This window comes from Vibrio sp. SCSIO 43137 (assembly GCF_028201475.1).
Taxonomy (GTDB): Bacteria; Pseudomonadota; Gammaproteobacteria; order Enterobacterales; family Vibrionaceae; genus Vibrio.
The window spans coordinates 772,910-788,343 of the sequence record NZ_CP116384.1 but is presented as its reverse complement, the minus strand read 5'-3'; the positions used below and the strand labels follow the sequence as shown (position 1 = coordinate 788,343).

Sequence of the window (15,434 nt, the reverse complement as noted above, 5' to 3'; positions counted from 1 at the left end):
CGTTGAAACAACAGATAAAACCAGCCTTTATTAAGGCCTGTCTCTTGATCACAAGTCCTGCTCAAGAGACAGAGCGAGTTCGTAGCCTTCAAGGATGGCTTGTAGTTTGAGCCATCCTTCCCAGAGCGTCTTAACTGACGCTCTTCCATTTCTTTTGCTGTCTTTCCAACCGCCAAGTCTTGCGAGGTGTTCATAAGCCCATTTTGCTGTTGGAACCTCCTTTGGAAGTGGTGTCTTTACTCTTTTCAGCCAAAGCAACTTCCATGCTCTTGAGGACAAGATTTTCTCACAACTAACGTCTTCGATTTGCTCATTGGCAAATTTCAATTGGAAAATTCTTACTGCTAAAAACGCATAAATTGTTGCTAACCTATCTAAGTTATCTTTACTTTGTAACCGAAGCTCTTCAACTCCTGTCCCTTCAGTTTTCCAGACCTTGTGATACTCCTCAATCAACCAGCGTTTTTCGTAGTAACCAATAATTTTTAATGCATCTTCTGCACTATTAACTGGCTCATTAGTTAAAATATGCCAATTGAGCCTCTTTTCTCCATCACCGATTTCGGAGCAGCCAACATAGTTGAGAGAAATAGGAGCTCCTTTTTTGTTTGAGGGTGTTTTTAAAGTCACTGCTGCATATTTTACATCCAGAGTGACTTCACGAGCTTTCCGGCCACCCCTTTGAGCTATTTGGATTTGACGTTGCTTCACACTTTGAAGTTCTGATGCAAAGTGATAAAGCTTGTCTGAGCCTTCTTCTATATGACGGCTCATCATCGACCGCACAACAAAACGTTGCTGATTCGCCATTTTATAAATGAGGTAATCGTAGATATCGGCCTCGCGATCGCAAACTGATATTACGTTAACCATCGAGGTACCTAAACGGGCTGCCATATTGCGTGATGCTCTTTCCCATTTATAACCTTCTTTTTCTTCATAAGGTCGTTTCAACCCCTTACGACGGATACCTCGAGTCTTGATATCTCTCGTCCATCGTTGTTGTTCAACTAACCCAATAACGTCGAGAGTTTCAGGAGCAAACAGCAAAATACTATGGGCAAACAACCCCCTATAACGATTACCTTGGTTTACATGTCCTAAGTCCGCTCTAATAGAGCGATGTTTGTAGCTTAAGGTAGTTGTATCTTCTAACGCGAGAAGGAGAGGGTAACGATGAACTTGATCTGCAGTTGCTTTAAAGCCTGCTTCGGCAATATCGTCTGATGAGACATTGTCGTTCCGAATAAATCGGTAAGCGCCCTCCATACTTGCTGGAGAATGAGATGATTTCACTACCGATTTACCTGGATGCTGAGCTAAGTCTGATGCCATTTTTACAAGTCTAGCCGTTCTTCTTGGGTCTCCAAGTTTAGCATGACCAAATTGCTCTTCAGCCCAATCACTATTGCTTTTAATCATCTCAAAACCCTCAACTAAGTCCGTTAAAGATCTGATCGTAAACCAAGAATTAAGTTCAAAAAAAATCCCTCACATTATGCGAGGGACTTCTGTATAAAAGACAGGCCTTTATTAAGGCTGGTTTTTTTATGTCAGCAGTTTGCAAAATAATGGCTATCTGATTGAGTGATATGTGATTTTGCTAAGATATTGGGCTATATTGAACTACATATAATAATAACTCCGGCAAAGTTTTTTGGCTATTCGCACCCTTATCTTTTTGACTCTGGTTCTGGCGCACTTTTCAGCGTCAGGCGCGACGTTGCCCGAAAGATTAGCCGGCTTTATCAATTTGTTTGATGAGTCATCTGCTACTGAAAAGTATGATATCAGGGTTCTTCAGACAGACTTCCCGACCAAACTTATTGCTCCTGAGTACATGTTGCCTCAGACATCCCGTTATCCTTTAAAAGACCTTCAGCAACTCTACCGGCTTGCAAAATCCTGCTCTGGAAAACTGCCGCTGAGTCCTTTGGTAACTGAACCGTTAGTATTTATCCGTGCGCTATGTAATAACACTCCATTGTCGGTTAAGTGGTTTGCCCGTACCGGATTAATTCATCCGGGAGGTGGAACCTATGCATACCGGTATGCCAAACGGAACCCGGCTTCTTTTGAAAGACTTCAGTCATATATGCATATTAAAGAACGCCCTCTTGCGGATAAAGCGACCATGTTAGGCCGGTTACAGAGAATGCCGTATGACGCCCTTGAATCGTTAATTGCCGGAGAAAAGATGTTTCTGGAAAACCACCGAATCTGGATCAGGAAAGGAGATACTTATTATATTTACCCTTCATCAGTATGGAAGGTGCATGCGGAGGCGGTCGAACTAAAATATAAACTGGTTTCTGCAGATGATTACTGTTTTGTACGCAGGGGGAATATTTGCTGGGAGGCGGAAGGGGGCTCACAACTAGTCCGCTACAGCATGATTGTACTGGCAGTTCTGGATATTTTCTTAGTGTTTGGTTGGTTTGCTTACCGTTGGAACGTTAAGCGTCAGGAACTTAAAAAGCGTGTGTTAGTGCTGCAGATTCTTACTCATGAGTTGCGGACTCCTATAGCCAGTTTATCCATGACCGTCGAAGGTTTCAGGCGTGAGTTTGAACATCTACCTGAATCAGTCTACGAAGAGTTCAGAAAGTTATGTGAGGACACCCGAAGACTAAGGCAACTGGCTGAAGCGAGTAAAGATTATCTTCAGTCGGAGCATGAGAGTCTGGCCACCGAATGGATACCATCACTGAGGGAGTGGATTGAGTACCGTTTAGAAGAGTATCAGCAAAATATTAACCTGGAATTTGCAGAAGACTGTGCGGTAAAAGTTAATATCTATTGGTTAGGCACATGTATAGATAACTTGATTTCTAATGCGGTGAGATATGGAGTGGAACCGATCAAAATCAGGTTAGTTGTGATAGAAAAACGTTTGACTGTTTATGTAATTGATCAAGGCGGCCTGAGCCAGAAAGAGTGGCGAAAGTTAAAGCAACCTTTTGTCAGTAAATCAGGTCTTGGCCTTGGACTGACGATTGTTGAATCTATGGTAGGCCGAATGGGAGGGACATTAACCCTTCAGGGGCCACCAACAACGTTTAAAATGGAGATACCTTGTGAAACAGACGTTACTACTGGTTGAAGATGATAAGAATTTAGCTGATGGACTGCTTGTCAGCCTAGAACAGGCCGGTTACCACTGTTACCACGCGGAGACGATTGCTAAAGTTGCGGGCTTGTGGGATAAGGCAGATCTGGTGATACTGGACCGCCAGCTACCCGACGGTGACGCTGTCACCATGTTGCCTCGATGGAAAGAGATCAAAGCTGTCCCTGTGATACTTTTAACTGCTCTGGTGACAATAAAAGATAAGGTATCCGGCCTTGATGCCGGCGCAAATGACTACCTGACTAAGCCTTTTGCCGAAGCGGAGCTGTTTGCCAGAATCAGGGCTCAGTTAAGATCGCCTTCCGGTGAGGAGACGCACAGCGATAGTCAGGTTATTTGCAATAATCTGACTATCGATAAATCAACCCGAGAAGTATTTTACCAGACTGAAGCAGTGAGCCTGACACGTACTGAGTTCGATTTGCTGTTATTTCTGGCCAGTAACCTTGGTAAGGTTTTCACCCGTGACGAGTTGCTCGATCATGTATGGGGTTATAACCACTTTCCGACAACCCGAACTGTTGATACCCATATACTTCAGCTAAGACAAAAACTGCCCGGACTGGAAATAGAAACACTACGGGGCGTTGGCTATAAGATGAAAGCAGAATGAGCAAGTTAATCTGCGTTGGCATTACTGTTTTATTCTCCCTGTTGAATGTTCAGCAGGCTTATGCCTGGTTTGAAGATAAGACGCCTTTAAGCCGGGCTCACCAAATGATGTTGGAGAAAAATTATAGCGCAGCGTTTTCCTCAATAATCCAAGTGTGGCAAAGTGAGAACGATGAATACTTTAAGAGCCATCTTAATGATTTACTTGATACTTCTCTTGAACATGATTGCGGCAAAAGCTTAACGACAGAACCATTGGCTTTCTGGCTTCAGGGAGTAGTGATACGCCGCCAGTCACTGCAGAGCCCCGGTCGGATTGCTTCTAAGCTGGTTGTTGAAACAAGTAGCTCGGAAAAAGTGAGCTCAATTACGCTGTTAAATAAATCCGGCAGAGAAATATCTGATGATAAAAGCATAGAAGAAGACGGAAACGGCAGGCGTAACACCTATCAAGTCCAGTATGACCTGAACCAACCTCTGTCCGCAGGGTTATATAAAATTATCGTGGAACGGAAAAAGGGGGTTAGCTGGAGCTCATGGGTAGTAATGGGCAAAGAGCAGAATACTCAGGTGGTAAGGTGGGAATCTCAGGATTCCTGGGCGGTAGACCGAAATGGTTTACTAAATCCATATTGTTCCCTTCCAACTCTGTCCGCGTCGCTATATGACTTTGTTGATGACTCGTATGTACGGGTATGGAACCGGGAATATGAAAAAAATTATCCGAAAAGGCTGCCGCCGGGCACTCTTAAACCTGATCGTTATGTACTCGCTATTTCGTTAACGTTAAAACGTTGGCAGGGTGTGATTGCGATAGAAGATCAACAGGTTATCAGCAAAACCTATGATATATCTGCAGATTAATATATAAAGTTTATGTAATAATAGCCGACATAAGATTAATGGATTACGTCTGGGCACAGAACTATGAAAAATATTCGTTTACCGATTGCTATTGCAATCGCTGTATCATCTTCCGCCGCTTATAGCGCAACTTATGCCGTAGATGCCCGTGGTGCCGCTATGGGTGGAGTCGGTGTTGTCGCAGGTACTTATTTAACTTCTCCTTTTTATAACCCTGCGCTGGCTGCTATTTATCGTCGTAATGATGATGCCGGTATGCTTCTTCCCGGAGCGGGACTCATGTATAACGATGAGCAAAAGCTGATCGAAAATGTAAAAGATACCGCCAGCTTGCTGGACGGGATTGATTTTGGCAATCCGGCTTCGATAACAGCTGATAAAGTTACCAAGCTTGATAGTTTACTAACTGATATGACCGGGGATCGTGCTAACGTTGAAGCCGGATTAACTGCCGCATTTGGTATTCCTAACTCTTTCCTTTCTATGACCGCATTTGGTAAAGCCTATACAGAAGCATTTGTCGCGCCAGACATTTACAATGGTAGTACCGCTACAAATGCTGATCCTACAATCCAGAATGCTTTGCGTGTGTCTGAAAACGCGCAGTTAAGTGCTGTTAATGTTGTTTCAATCGCAGTACTTGAAGCCGGCTTAACCATGGCCAAGTATCAGACAGTTCTGGGACAGCATATGTCATTTGGTGTAACGCCTAAGATTCAGCGAATTAACACCTATGTATATACTGCATCAATGCAGAAGTATGAGTTAAAAGACATTCTGGAAAACAGCACTTCCGATGCAACGTTTAATATTGATGTAGGTGCCTTGTGGTTCTACGGACCATTCCGTATCGGCTTTAGTGGTACTAACCTGATATCACGAGATTTCGAGACTAAAGAGATCACCACCACACTTACCAGCTCACTTAACAACACAAGACCGGCTATTGTGACTAACTACACTTATGAGTTAAGACCGCAATATACCATTGGTGCCGGTTTTGTTTCTGACTACTTCTCTTTGAGTGTTGATTATGATGTTAATGAAGATGAGAAGTTTGATCAGTTTGAAGATAATACTCAGTGGTTAAGAGCCGGTCTTGAAATTGATGTGATGAGACAACTTCAGCTTCGTGGCGGTTATAAAAAGAACTTAGCTTACAGTGACAGCGAAGATACCATCACAGCAGGGGTAGGGATCTCTCCTTTAGGTTTGTTTGAGTTAGACCTAGCCGTGAGTTACACCAATGCGGATGCATTGGGAGGATACGTTAACTTCCTTGCGACTTACTAATAAAAACTTTATATTCAGCCCTTCGATTAGAAGGGCTTTTTTATGTTTGATGACTTTCCACCATTAACTCACCAACAGCAACAAGAGGCTGTAGAACAAATTCAGCAATTGATGAAGCAGGGGATTAGTACTGCAGAAGCGATTAGAATCGTTGCGGAACAAATACGAAAGGAAAACAGTGAGCGGCCAGAGTAGCCGCTTATTTTTTACCTCCAAATGCACTATAACTAAATTAATTTGACTCAACAAAACACTACTTCCTTACCTAAATTTCCCTACATATCAAAACCCCCTTGAGCTACTTACGAAAGTAGCTTGTTATCCTATTGAATTACAAGGCTTTTATTTCTACTTGAAAGGGTAGTCAAAGCGCTCTTTACGTATTTTTTGTAAGAATATTACAAGCCGAAAATGTTCAGAGAATAATATTCTCCTGCTAAAGTTGGTTGGCGCTTACTATTCCTTAGGGGAATACTCTGCGTGGAAGAGTGACAAATCTTGATATGATCTGTAGGAATAACAGCGCTTCTTTAGGCAAATTCAGGTTTTCTGACTGGTAACGACTCTTATCGTCGCCTTAGACAGGCTATCAAAGGTTAAGATTAAATCAGGCTGGTAGTCAGGCGTAGCAATCCTTTTGCTTCTACAATGCCTATAAACTGCATACTGTCGTTAACGACAACCCAGGGTAATGTGGCTTGCTCATTCACTAGCTCTAACACTTCATAAGTAGACATATTTTCATTGACGGTGACAAACTTTGTCTCCATAACCTGACTGACTTTCTTTTTCAGCACGTTGCGATCACGGGTGTTCTCTACAGGAGTATCAAGAGTCGGAGGGATTGCTTTACTGTAATTAACTCTGTTTACTAGCCCAAGACACCGCTTTTTCGATATGACAGGTAGATAGTTAATATCTGTGTGGTCAAATAGTTGTTTAACGTCTTCTAAATCGTTGTCCGGAGTCAATGTCATCGAGCTGTCAATAATCGTATCTATCTCTTTAGCACCGACTTCTTTTTTGATTTTGTACAGTAAATTGCTGATAGAGTTACATTTGTTAAGAGGCATAGGCTTTGAAAATAAGTAACCCTGTAACATATCTACGCCCATCGAGTGTAGCAGCAGAGCTTCCTGTTGTGACTCTACACCTTCAGCGACGGTTTTTACATTCAGTACCTTGGCCAGTTTTACTATCATTCTGATGATATGGTAGTTTCTGGTATTTTCCTTAAGGCCAGAGACAAACTCCTGATCGATTTTCAATACATCGAATGTTTGTTCTTTAAGATAGCTAAAGGAAGAGTAACCGGTACCAAAATCGTCTATTGCTACGCGGATATCGTTTTTCTTCAATAGTTCGGTAATGTCTGAATCATCGCTGTCCTGATTAAAATAGGCACTCTCAGTAATTTCTATGGTGACGTAGCGGAACTTATCCTTCTCTCTATGAATCAACTTTTTAAGATTTAGCAGCAGAACCTCTCTTTTGTTGCTGCTATCTAACGAAATATTGATAGTTATGCCGATATCTTTGCCGAATTTCTCAGCAAGTACTTCTCTGTCTTTAATCGCTTTTTCTGCCACTATCAGGTCTAACTCATGAACCAAGCCGAGAGATTCGACAATTTTTACCACTTCCTGTGTGTTCATAATGGCGCCATTGCGATCCCTAAAGCGACATAGAGCCTCAAATTTGGCGATGCGCCAGTTAGACGCATCAATGATAGGCTGATAGTAAACTTCTACCAGTCTGCCTTTGATGGCCTTTCTGGCAATGATTTCGAGTTTTCTTCTGCGCAGATACTGGTGATGTTGTACTGGGTCATACACATGAATCTGCCCATAAGCACGGTGATTTTCCTTTAAACTACAACACGCCTCAAATATAAGTTTTCCACCATCGCTCAAGTTTTCGTCTCTGTAGGATATGCCGATTTTTGACTTAGTAAAAATGCGTACAGACTCGGGCGACAACTGCTGTTTAAGATGAGCATTAAGTTGGCGAACCTGACTTAGTATTACTTTAAGGGTGTTTTTGGCGTTCTTTTTCAATGAAACAGAACCGGACAAGGCAAATTTATTGTCACCCAGATAACCAAAGCTAAAATGTTTGCCATATTGCTGTATGCACTTTGAGGTTTCACTTTTAAAATTGCCGGACGCACTGTTGCTTATATCTGGTTCCAAAATAGCCACATAAACAATCTCATTTTGACTCTGATTTGATAGCGACCGGTTTAGATTTGCGACAAAATGCTTTTCGTCGGGTAGTTGAGTGACAAGTTCTACACCGCCAAATACTTGTCCGGTTAGCTTGTCAGCGACACCGGAGAGATCACGTGTGATACCCAGGTAGTAAACGGAATGCTCTGAAAAATTTAGTGCTTGTAATGTAAGTTGCTGAGGAATAATCGTGCAAGCTACTCCACATGTCTGTGTAAAACGTGTCATCAAGCTTTTCAGACTTAAATATACTGGTTTTTTTACCAAGCAGTTCATCAAGCTCATAACCCATGGTTTTTTCGTAAAACTGATTGGTGGCAACAATGTGAGAGTTTTTATCCGTCACTATCATGCCATGGTGGTGATTATTAAAAATGTTTAGGAACAGGGCAGAAAGCTGGCTGTTTTTCGGTAGTGTAAATAGAAGAATAATTGAGCCTTTAAGTTGCTCTGAATTTTGTTTCTCTGCTCTAATTACACAGTACATCATATCAACTTCATCAAAGCTAAGGATCACCCGGATAGGCTGAGCGGGCTTATCATTCATTACAAACCTGAGGTAGTTGTTGATCCTGTTTTGATCGACTTTTCCAAAGCACAGTAACAGGTCTTCGTATTCTGTAATCGCTTTAATTTGGTTGAGTTTACTATCGTAACACGTAGCGGAAGTCGCAAAGGCACCTGTTTTATAATTGAGGTTCCAGGTTATAACAGAGCCATTTAACCCAATCTTAGAACTGGATTGAAACTCCCTTGTTTCACCAAGCAAACTAGCCATGACATATTCCTTTATTATGCGGGTATAAATGGGATATCGCTTCCATCACCCATATGAAACAAGAGTAGTAGCCAGATTATGATTACACAAGGAATCGCTAATAGAACATTGAATAAGCTCAAGAAATCTTTCCGTCAAGAGGTAACTAGTGCATCTTTAATAATTATTTGGTCGATAAATTGAAATCATATTGTTAAATATCAATAGGATGGGAGGATATAAGAGTTGTCGGTATCAACTGCATGGCAGTTTGTTTAAAGGCTTATATTTCAGTTAGCATCTGATGATTTATTTAAGTGCGTATTATGTGTTTTCGAATTATGTTGAGTGGTTTGTCGTCAGTACTATTGCGCCAGCACTGACGACCTTGAAGCGGTAAAGAGTGGGTGAGGAACTTACTCATTGTCGTAGCTTGCTACGTACATGTTAGTAACGAGAATCGCTTTGCAATGAAAGCCCGTACACATAATTTGCATAATGCGTCACTGTAGATTGTATAAACTCAATGCATATTCTCTAAATAGCTTTTCAGACTCTGCTTTGAGAGCTCTAGCGTTTAGGTTATTTATGCTTACAAATGCGCTGCGCTCGTCATAAAAAAGATCTGGATACTTGTGTATAAAGTATTGCTTTGTAAGAGTTATATTTGTTTCGTACAAACATAGTTTTCCAACAAGTGCTTGATAATCTTCTTTACTTAAATAACGTCTTAATAGCTTAATTTTATGTTTATGCTCTATTATTTCATCAACTAGCTTTCGGTACCTATCCTGATAAGTTTCGGCATGAGGCTCCCATTCCAAAGCATCCTCTTCATACCTCATGTGCATAGCTAAAACTGAATGGGAACATGCTAACTGAATTTTTTCTAATGGTGATAAAGTCTCTAACACTTGATCTATCTTTAGATTCTTAGCTTGAGCCTTCCAATTATTGAGTGCTAAAACTGCAATTAAAACAGTACCTAAGCTACAAAGAGTCATCGTTAAATCTTTGATAACTGTCCACTCTGCAGTGTTATTGCTATTTGTTGCGCGTCCTGCCCAGAAAAATATTAATAGCAGGAGGACAACAATAGCGCATTTTACTCTATCAATATTTATGTCCATTGTTTTCCTTATGACGACGAGTAGCGCCGACGAGACTGAGGAGAAGTTACGAGGAGGAAGGCTGGCTGGGAGGTGCCTTTTAGGAGGTATCCGCGCAGCGGATGGTACCTAAATGGAGGGTACCAGACAGAACTGACGAACCAGAACCCCCGTCTAGTAATACGGGGGTTTATTCCACGTAACAATCAGGCCTGAGAGGGCTATTCGCTTTGATTTACAATATCTATAGCCTTTTTGTAACCATGGGCAGATATCTTTTCATCCTCACTTAAGTACTTAATTTCATCACCTGTAAATCCGTGAGTACTCTTAATTTCCTCTTCGAGTTTGTCGATAAAGTCACTTTTATCTTCTATGTAATCAAAAAGTATTGATGTGAAGGTGACGCTATCTATATATCTTTGATATTTAGCAATATTTTTCATGAATTCTATAGGGTGATAACTTTCCGAATTGCGTTTTCCTCTACACATTTCAATTTCAGATACCTTGAGGATCTCAGCTAGTTTTTTCAGGTGGCTCGCTTTGGGTTCATTCTTCCCGTTTTCCCATTTCATATAGGTTTGAGGAGTTACACCTACATACTCAGCGATTTCACTTTGTTTTAATCCTCTAATCTCTCGTGTTTCTTTAAGTACATCTTGAAGCATGATTTTCATCTCTTAGGTTTCCTTTTCTGTAATTATACATATGGTTTTTAACACCCAAGACTTTACATATCCATTTGTGTTGTTTAAAGTATGAAAAATCATACTTGACAGAATTTTAGAGTGACCAGAGTTTTCTACGACATGATGCCCGATTACACCGTCTCGGTTTTCCTTGACGGTCATTGGGATTTTTCAAGTCGATGCCTAATCTGGTTTCTTACTGTGATTCTGAATACGCTGATTATGAGCTGATATCTATTGATGATATGACTCGTGAAGAGCGCGTTGATGCGGGGCTTCTCAATGCACATGAATGAGGCTCAGCAAATCCAAGCTAATTTAACAGGGCAGGGTAACCATAATGATTCCGGCATACAGCTCGATTGGTTGGCTTTTACCTTCAAGATTAAAGACCTTCGCCACTGTGAACGTGCTGGCTTTATTGGCTTCACCAGACAGACTCAACCTCACTTTCCTCAGGCTCCGGTTATTAATCGTCAGATAATCAGGGATGGTCAATCCTATGAGGACTATAAGGCATACACCGATTTTGTCATGCGTCAGTACTTTGAGGAGTGCTTGCGTGTGTTCGTCAACAAGGTGCTTGGACTATCCATGTCTGCACCACTGGATAAGCAATTTCAGTTCTATGAAAACTCTTTTAACTTACTGTCTCCATGTGGAGAGTCTTACTGTGGCCGCATCGGCATTGGCGGTAATAACGATACTATACATATCTCGATAAACGGCACTGGTTGTAAACATGTGCTGGCTGTCCGCTCCCTGTTTTCTCTGTATCACTGGCTTAATAACGTTTTGCACATTACGCATGTTAAACGTGCGGATTTAGCCTTTGATGACTTCCACGGCCTTTTTGATTGCAAATACGCGCTAACAGCCGCCTATGAGGGCGCATTCAAGCCTTCTGTCAGGGGCAAAAATCCCAAGGTCAAAGAGGACTATGAGTATTCATGGTTGCCTGACGGCTCCAGAAAGTATGTTAAAGAGCAAATCAGCGTTGGCTCCCGTAGCTCTCGTATTTATTGGCGTATCTATAACAAGGCTCTTGAGCAGAATCTGACAGATACGACCGTTATCTGGTATCGCTCTGAGGTAGAGCTGAAAGAATGGTCTATAGAGATACTGCGTAACCTTGCAGGGGCTTTTGCAGCAATCAACGCCTATGCCGCTTCTATCGAGTCTTCAGAGCCATTTGATACTAAACCAAAGCCTGAAAAACGTGCCGCTTTGGAAGTCCTTTCCTCTACCTATTGGCTTCGCCGCCAGTGGGGTCGGGTAATCTCAGACCTTTCTCGTCTTTACAACGGAGACGCAAACAAGGTCATAGAAACCATTGCAAGGGGAGACCCTAAGCTTGGTTATCCATGTACATACAACCGTTTGGTTGATGAAATATTAAGTAGCTATTAGGTGACATTATGAAAAAAGGTTTATTCGTTCTGGGTATCACGTTTATGGATGGTGAGCGTGGCAAATCTGCCATTCTGAATATCAGCCGTCCGCTTAGAGACCTTGATACTGGTTCTTTTAAGCGTCAGGTGTTTGGTGAGTCCGGAGAAATCAATCTCAAGTATGACCAGCCGTTGTATATGGATTACAACTACGCTTGTCAGCTTCGTGATACTGGTGCTTTGGTTCCCAGACGTGAATATGAAGTTGATACCGCGCTGGATTATGACGACCCGCTTGCAGGCTCCAAGGTTATTGAGCTTATCCCTGTTGATGAGGATATAAAGGCTCACTTCAAAGCATCCATGAAACAATAATAAAAAGGATCAGCTATGGATAACGTCAGTACGGCAACAACAGAACTACAGGCCAGCGAATGCTCTTTCTCTGATTTGCTGGTCAAGCGTCCCATAGATACTTCAGAGCCTAAGCAAACTAGGTCATATCGATATTGGACGGATGAAGATAATAAGACTCTCGAGTCGATGTATAAAAAGGGCTGCTCTCTTGATGAGATTGGGGCGTTTTTTGAAAAGTCTCCCAATACAATAGGTGACAGGTTAAGAAAGTTAGGGATTAAACGCTGCAAGGCTTTGTCAGTCAAACAAGAGCTTTTTCTTATCAAAAACTACTGGCTTCTCGGTACAAAGGGCTGTGCTAAAAGGCTTAATCGTAGCTGTAGTTCTATTGCGTACTATGCTCGGCTTTTAAAACTCAAAATTCCGACCAGAGACCAGTATGACCCACCAATTTACAGAAAACTGTTGCCTTACGATATGGCGAAACGTATTTGTATTCTTGAGCGTAAATCACCGACATCAAAAGATAGAGTAGAGGATTCAATAGTCATTCTCTATGATAAATACCGTCCATCTAAACACATGGCGGCTTTCCATCTGGATGAGTTGTGCTTGGCTTTGGATAGACATTTCGGTCGTCGTGATGGGGTGACTGCTTCAGCACTTACCCATGGGTGGAAACGATGAGCAGAGATATCAATAATAATCGAACCCGACGCTTTAAACGTCGGGATTGCTGTCCTCTTTGTGGAGACATTGACTTTCTTTGCACTGAATACATTTCCAACAATCAAATTTTTCTTTATGAAGAACAATGTCCTAGGTGCCATGACTTTTGGCAGATTGGATTAGATGATACTCTCAGCAACTGCGATAAGTATCTGAATAAGGACTTGATATGAAGGTTTATTATGATGCCTCTTGTGAGGAAATGATTTCTACTTTTACTCCGGATGAAGGCTGGTATACATTCAAATCATTAGGGGAAATGCATCAAGTATTGTCATTTGAACATGGTGACGATTTGGAGTTGATTGAGCTAACACCTGAGCTTCATAAAAGCATGTTGGATGCCGGTGATTTCGATGGTTATGAACCATAATTAAAACTTCATTTTGATTCATCAAATATCGATTTTGATTTATGTGACTTCCCAGGTCCTGAAAGCTGTGACAACTGGGCATCGCCCCGAGCGCAGCGAGTCACCGAGATATAAGGGCGCGTGATACTGTCTGTAGGTTCGACAGACAGTGAACGCCCGAAACAGTCTTTTGCCAGTCTTGGCCATTCCAAAAAACACCTTCTTTCTGCTAGGCCATAGCGAAACTCCAAGTAAACACCAAAATGAAAATCTGTGGTTCGGAATGTACCGGAGCATCAAAATTCAGTGTGCGTCACTGGTGACGCTTAAATATCTCATTGATTTAATTAAATAAAGCAACTATTAAAGTGCGCATTATGTGTTTTCGAATTATGTTGAGTGGTTTGTCGTCAGTACTATTGCGCCAGCACTGACGACCTTGAAGCGGTAAAGAGTGGGTGAGGAACTTACTCATTGTCGTAGCTTGCTACGTACATGTTAGTAACGAGAATCGCTTTGCAATGAAAGCCCGTACACATAATTTGCATAATGCGTCACTGTAGATTGTATAAACTCAATGCATATTCTCTAAATAGCTTTTCAGACTCTGCTTTGAGAGCTCTAGCGTTTAGGTTATTTATGCTTACAAATGCGCTGCGCTCGTCATAAAAAAGATCTGGATACTTGTGTATAAAGTATTGCTTTGTAAGAGTTATATTTGTTTCGTACAAACATAGTTTTCCAACAAGTGCTTGATAATCTTCTTTACTTAAATAACGTCTTAATAGCTTAATTTTATGTTTATGCTCTATTATTTCATCAACTAGCTTTCGGTACCTATCCTGATAAGTTTCGGCATGAGGCTCCCATTCCAAAGCATCCTCTTCATACCTCATGTGCATAGCTAAAACTGAATGGGAACATGCTAACTGAATTTTTTCTAATGGTGATAAAGTCTCTAACACTTGATCTATCTTTAGATTCTTAGCTTGAGCCTTCCAATTATTGAGTGCTAAAACTGCAATTAAAACAGTACCTAAGCTACAAAGAGTCATCGTTAAATCTTTGATAACTGTCCACTCTGCAGTGTTATTGCTATTTGTTGCGCGTCCTGCCCAGAAAAATATTAATAGCAGGAGGACAACAATAGCGCATTTTACTCTATCAATATTTATGTCCATTGTTTTCCTTATGACGACGAGTAGCGCCGACGAGACTGAGGAGAAGTTACGAGGAGGAAGGCTGGCTGGGAGGTGCCTTTTAGGAGGTATCCGCGCAGCGGATGGTACCTAAATGGAGGGTACCAGACAGAACTGACGAACCAGAACCCCCGTCTAGTAATACGGGGGTTTATTCCACGTAACAATCAGGCCTGAGAGGGCTATTCGCTTTGATTTACAATATCTATAGCCTTTTTGTAACCATGGGCAGATATCTTTTCATCCTCACTTAAGTACTTAATTTCATCACCTGTAAATCCGTGAGTACTCTTAATTTCCTCTTCGAGTTTGTCGATAAAGTCACTTTTATCTTCTATGTAATCAAAAAGTATTGATGTGAAGGTGACGCTATCTATATATCTTTGATATTTAGCAATATTTTTCATGAATTCTATAGGGTGATAACTTTCCGAATTGCGTTTTCCTCTACACATTTCAATTTCAGATACCTTGAGGATCTCAGCTAGTTTTTTCAGGTGGCTCGCTTTGGGTTCATTCTTCCCGTTTTCCCATTTCATATAGGTTTGAGGAGTTACACCTACATACTCAGCGATTTCACTTTGTTTTAATCCTCTAATCTCTCGTGTTTCTTTAAGTACATCTTGAAGCATGATTTTCATCTCTTAGGTTTCCTTTTCTGTAATTATACATATGGTTTTTAACACCCAAGACTTTACATATCCATTTGTGTTGTTTAAAG

General features: G+C 41.4%; 16 protein-coding genes. 9 read left to right on the top strand and 7 right to left on the bottom strand.

The genetic code is table 11. The annotated features are described in order from the left end of the window. Positions 1-48 precede the first annotated feature (48 nt). Positions 49-1,422 (bottom strand): IS4 family transposase, encoded by a 1,374-nt coding sequence (locus tag PK654_RS19405; protein WP_271695076.1) that lies wholly within the window; start codon positions 1,420-1,422, stop codon positions 49-51. A gap of 235 nt (positions 1,423-1,657) precedes the next feature. On the opposite strand from PK654_RS19405, the gene vxrA reads away from it, so the two are divergent. The 5 genes from vxrA (at position 1,658) to PK654_RS19380 (ending at position 6,094) form a co-directional block, all read left to right on the top strand. After that, the gene (gene vxrA, locus PK654_RS19400) at positions 1,658-3,103 is read left to right on the top strand and encodes a sensor histidine kinase VxrA (RefSeq protein ID WP_443088753.1); all 1,446 of its coding nucleotides are present in this window, start codon (positions 1,658-1,660) and stop codon (positions 3,101-3,103) included. Beyond that, entirely contained in the window at positions 3,078-3,743 is a 666-nt protein-coding gene (vxrB, locus tag PK654_RS19395; protein WP_271698937.1) for a response regulator transcription factor VxrB, read from the top strand. Before vxrA ends, vxrB begins: the two co-directional genes overlap by 26 nt. Continuing rightward, positions 3,740-4,606, top strand: a complete 867-nt coding sequence (locus tag PK654_RS19390; protein ID WP_271698936.1) for a DUF2861 family protein — start codon at positions 3,740-3,742, stop codon at positions 4,604-4,606. Before vxrB ends, PK654_RS19390 begins: the two co-directional genes overlap by 4 nt. A 63-nt stretch (positions 4,607-4,669) precedes the next feature. Continuing rightward, a complete protein-coding gene (gene traF, locus PK654_RS19385) occupies positions 4,670-5,899 on the top strand; it encodes a conjugal transfer protein TraF (protein WP_271698935.1) in 1,230 nt (409 codons plus the stop codon). A 42-nt stretch (positions 5,900-5,941) separates the two neighbouring features. Continuing rightward, entirely contained in the window at positions 5,942-6,094 is a 153-nt protein-coding gene (locus tag PK654_RS19380; protein ID WP_271698934.1) for a YoaH family protein, read from the top strand. Between the two features lie 407 nt (positions 6,095-6,501). Here the strand turns inward: PK654_RS19380 and PK654_RS19375 are convergent, their stop codons facing one another. From PK654_RS19375 to PK654_RS19360, 4 genes are all read right to left on the bottom strand, one after another. Beyond that, a complete protein-coding gene (locus tag PK654_RS19375; protein WP_271700707.1) occupies positions 6,502-8,355 on the bottom strand; it encodes an EAL domain-containing protein in 1,854 nt (617 codons plus the stop codon). Beyond that, positions 8,240-8,905, bottom strand: a complete 666-nt coding sequence (locus tag PK654_RS19370) for a PAS domain S-box protein (protein WP_271700706.1) — start codon at positions 8,903-8,905, stop codon at positions 8,240-8,242. Before PK654_RS19370 ends, PK654_RS19375 begins: the two co-directional genes overlap by 116 nt. 482 nt (positions 8,906-9,387) lie before the next feature. After that, entirely contained in the window at positions 9,388-10,014 is a 627-nt protein-coding gene (locus PK654_RS19365) for a hypothetical protein (RefSeq protein ID WP_271700705.1), read from the bottom strand. A gap of 200 nt (positions 10,015-10,214) precedes the next feature. Continuing rightward, positions 10,215-10,673 carry a helix-turn-helix transcriptional regulator gene (locus tag PK654_RS19360; protein ID WP_271700704.1) on the bottom strand — a complete coding sequence of 153 codons (459 nt, stop codon included), beginning with the start codon at positions 10,671-10,673 and terminating at the stop codon, positions 10,215-10,217. Between the two features lie 294 nt (positions 10,674-10,967). On the opposite strand from PK654_RS19360, the gene PK654_RS19355 reads away from it, so the two are divergent. From PK654_RS19355 to PK654_RS19340, 4 genes are all read left to right on the top strand, one after another. After that, positions 10,968-12,095 carry a replication initiation factor domain-containing protein gene (locus PK654_RS19355; RefSeq protein ID WP_271700702.1) on the top strand — a complete coding sequence of 376 codons (1,128 nt, stop codon included), beginning with the start codon at positions 10,968-10,970 and terminating at the stop codon, positions 12,093-12,095. Positions 12,096-12,103: 8 nt separating this feature from the next. Then, positions 12,104-12,451 (top strand): DUF1293 family protein, encoded by a 348-nt coding sequence (locus PK654_RS19350; protein ID WP_271700701.1) that lies wholly within the window; start codon positions 12,104-12,106, stop codon positions 12,449-12,451. Between the two features lie 15 nt (positions 12,452-12,466). Then, positions 12,467-13,120 carry a gcrA cell cycle regulator family protein gene (locus PK654_RS19345; protein WP_271700700.1) on the top strand — a complete coding sequence of 218 codons (654 nt, stop codon included), beginning with the start codon at positions 12,467-12,469 and terminating at the stop codon, positions 13,118-13,120. Between the two features lie 211 nt (positions 13,121-13,331). Next, positions 13,332-13,535 (top strand): hypothetical protein, encoded by a 204-nt coding sequence (locus PK654_RS19340; protein WP_271700699.1) that lies wholly within the window; start codon positions 13,332-13,334, stop codon positions 13,533-13,535. Between the two features lie 533 nt (positions 13,536-14,068). Here PK654_RS19340 and PK654_RS19335 read toward each other — a convergent pair. Both PK654_RS19335 and PK654_RS19330 read right to left on the bottom strand, forming a co-directional pair. Continuing rightward, entirely contained in the window at positions 14,069-14,695 is a 627-nt protein-coding gene (locus PK654_RS19335) for a hypothetical protein (protein ID WP_271700705.1), read from the bottom strand. Between the two features lie 200 nt (positions 14,696-14,895). Next, a complete protein-coding gene (locus PK654_RS19330; protein ID WP_271700704.1) occupies positions 14,896-15,354 on the bottom strand; it encodes a helix-turn-helix transcriptional regulator in 459 nt (152 codons plus the stop codon). Between the last annotated feature and the right edge of the window lie 80 nt (positions 15,355-15,434).

Bases quoted from the DNA above. Each gene is read 5' to 3' on its own strand.
- PK654_RS19405 (WP_271695076.1), bottom strand. From the start codon at position 1,422: ATGATTAAAAGCAATAGTGATTGGGCTGAAGAGCAATTTGGTCATGCT.
- PK654_RS19390 (WP_271698936.1), top strand. From the start codon at position 3,740: ATGAGCAAGTTAATCTGCGTTGGCATTACTGTTTTATTCTCCCTGTTG.
- traF (WP_271698935.1), top strand. From the start codon at position 4,670: ATGAAAAATATTCGTTTACCGATTGCTATTGCAATCGCTGTATCATCT.
- PK654_RS19380 (WP_271698934.1), top strand. From the start codon at position 5,942: ATGTTTGATGACTTTCCACCATTAACTCACCAACAGCAACAAGAGGCT.
- PK654_RS19375 (WP_271700707.1), bottom strand. From the start codon at position 8,355: ATGACACGTTTTACACAGACATGTGGAGTAGCTTGCACGATTATTCCT.
- PK654_RS19370 (WP_271700706.1), bottom strand. From the start codon at position 8,905: ATGGCTAGTTTGCTTGGTGAAACAAGGGAGTTTCAATCCAGTTCTAAG.
- PK654_RS19365 (WP_271700705.1), bottom strand. From the start codon at position 10,014: ATGGACATAAATATTGATAGAGTAAAATGCGCTATTGTTGTCCTCCTG.
- PK654_RS19360 (WP_271700704.1), bottom strand. From the start codon at position 10,673: ATGAAAATCATGCTTCAAGATGTACTTAAAGAAACACGAGAGATTAGA.
- PK654_RS19355 (WP_271700702.1), top strand. From the start codon at position 10,968: ATGCACATGAATGAGGCTCAGCAAATCCAAGCTAATTTAACAGGGCAG.
- PK654_RS19350 (WP_271700701.1), top strand. From the start codon at position 12,104: ATGAAAAAAGGTTTATTCGTTCTGGGTATCACGTTTATGGATGGTGAG.
- PK654_RS19345 (WP_271700700.1), top strand. From the start codon at position 12,467: ATGGATAACGTCAGTACGGCAACAACAGAACTACAGGCCAGCGAATGC.
- PK654_RS19340 (WP_271700699.1), top strand. From the start codon at position 13,332: ATGAAGGTTTATTATGATGCCTCTTGTGAGGAAATGATTTCTACTTTT.
- PK654_RS19335 (WP_271700705.1), bottom strand. From the start codon at position 14,695: ATGGACATAAATATTGATAGAGTAAAATGCGCTATTGTTGTCCTCCTG.
- PK654_RS19330 (WP_271700704.1), bottom strand. From the start codon at position 15,354: ATGAAAATCATGCTTCAAGATGTACTTAAAGAAACACGAGAGATTAGA.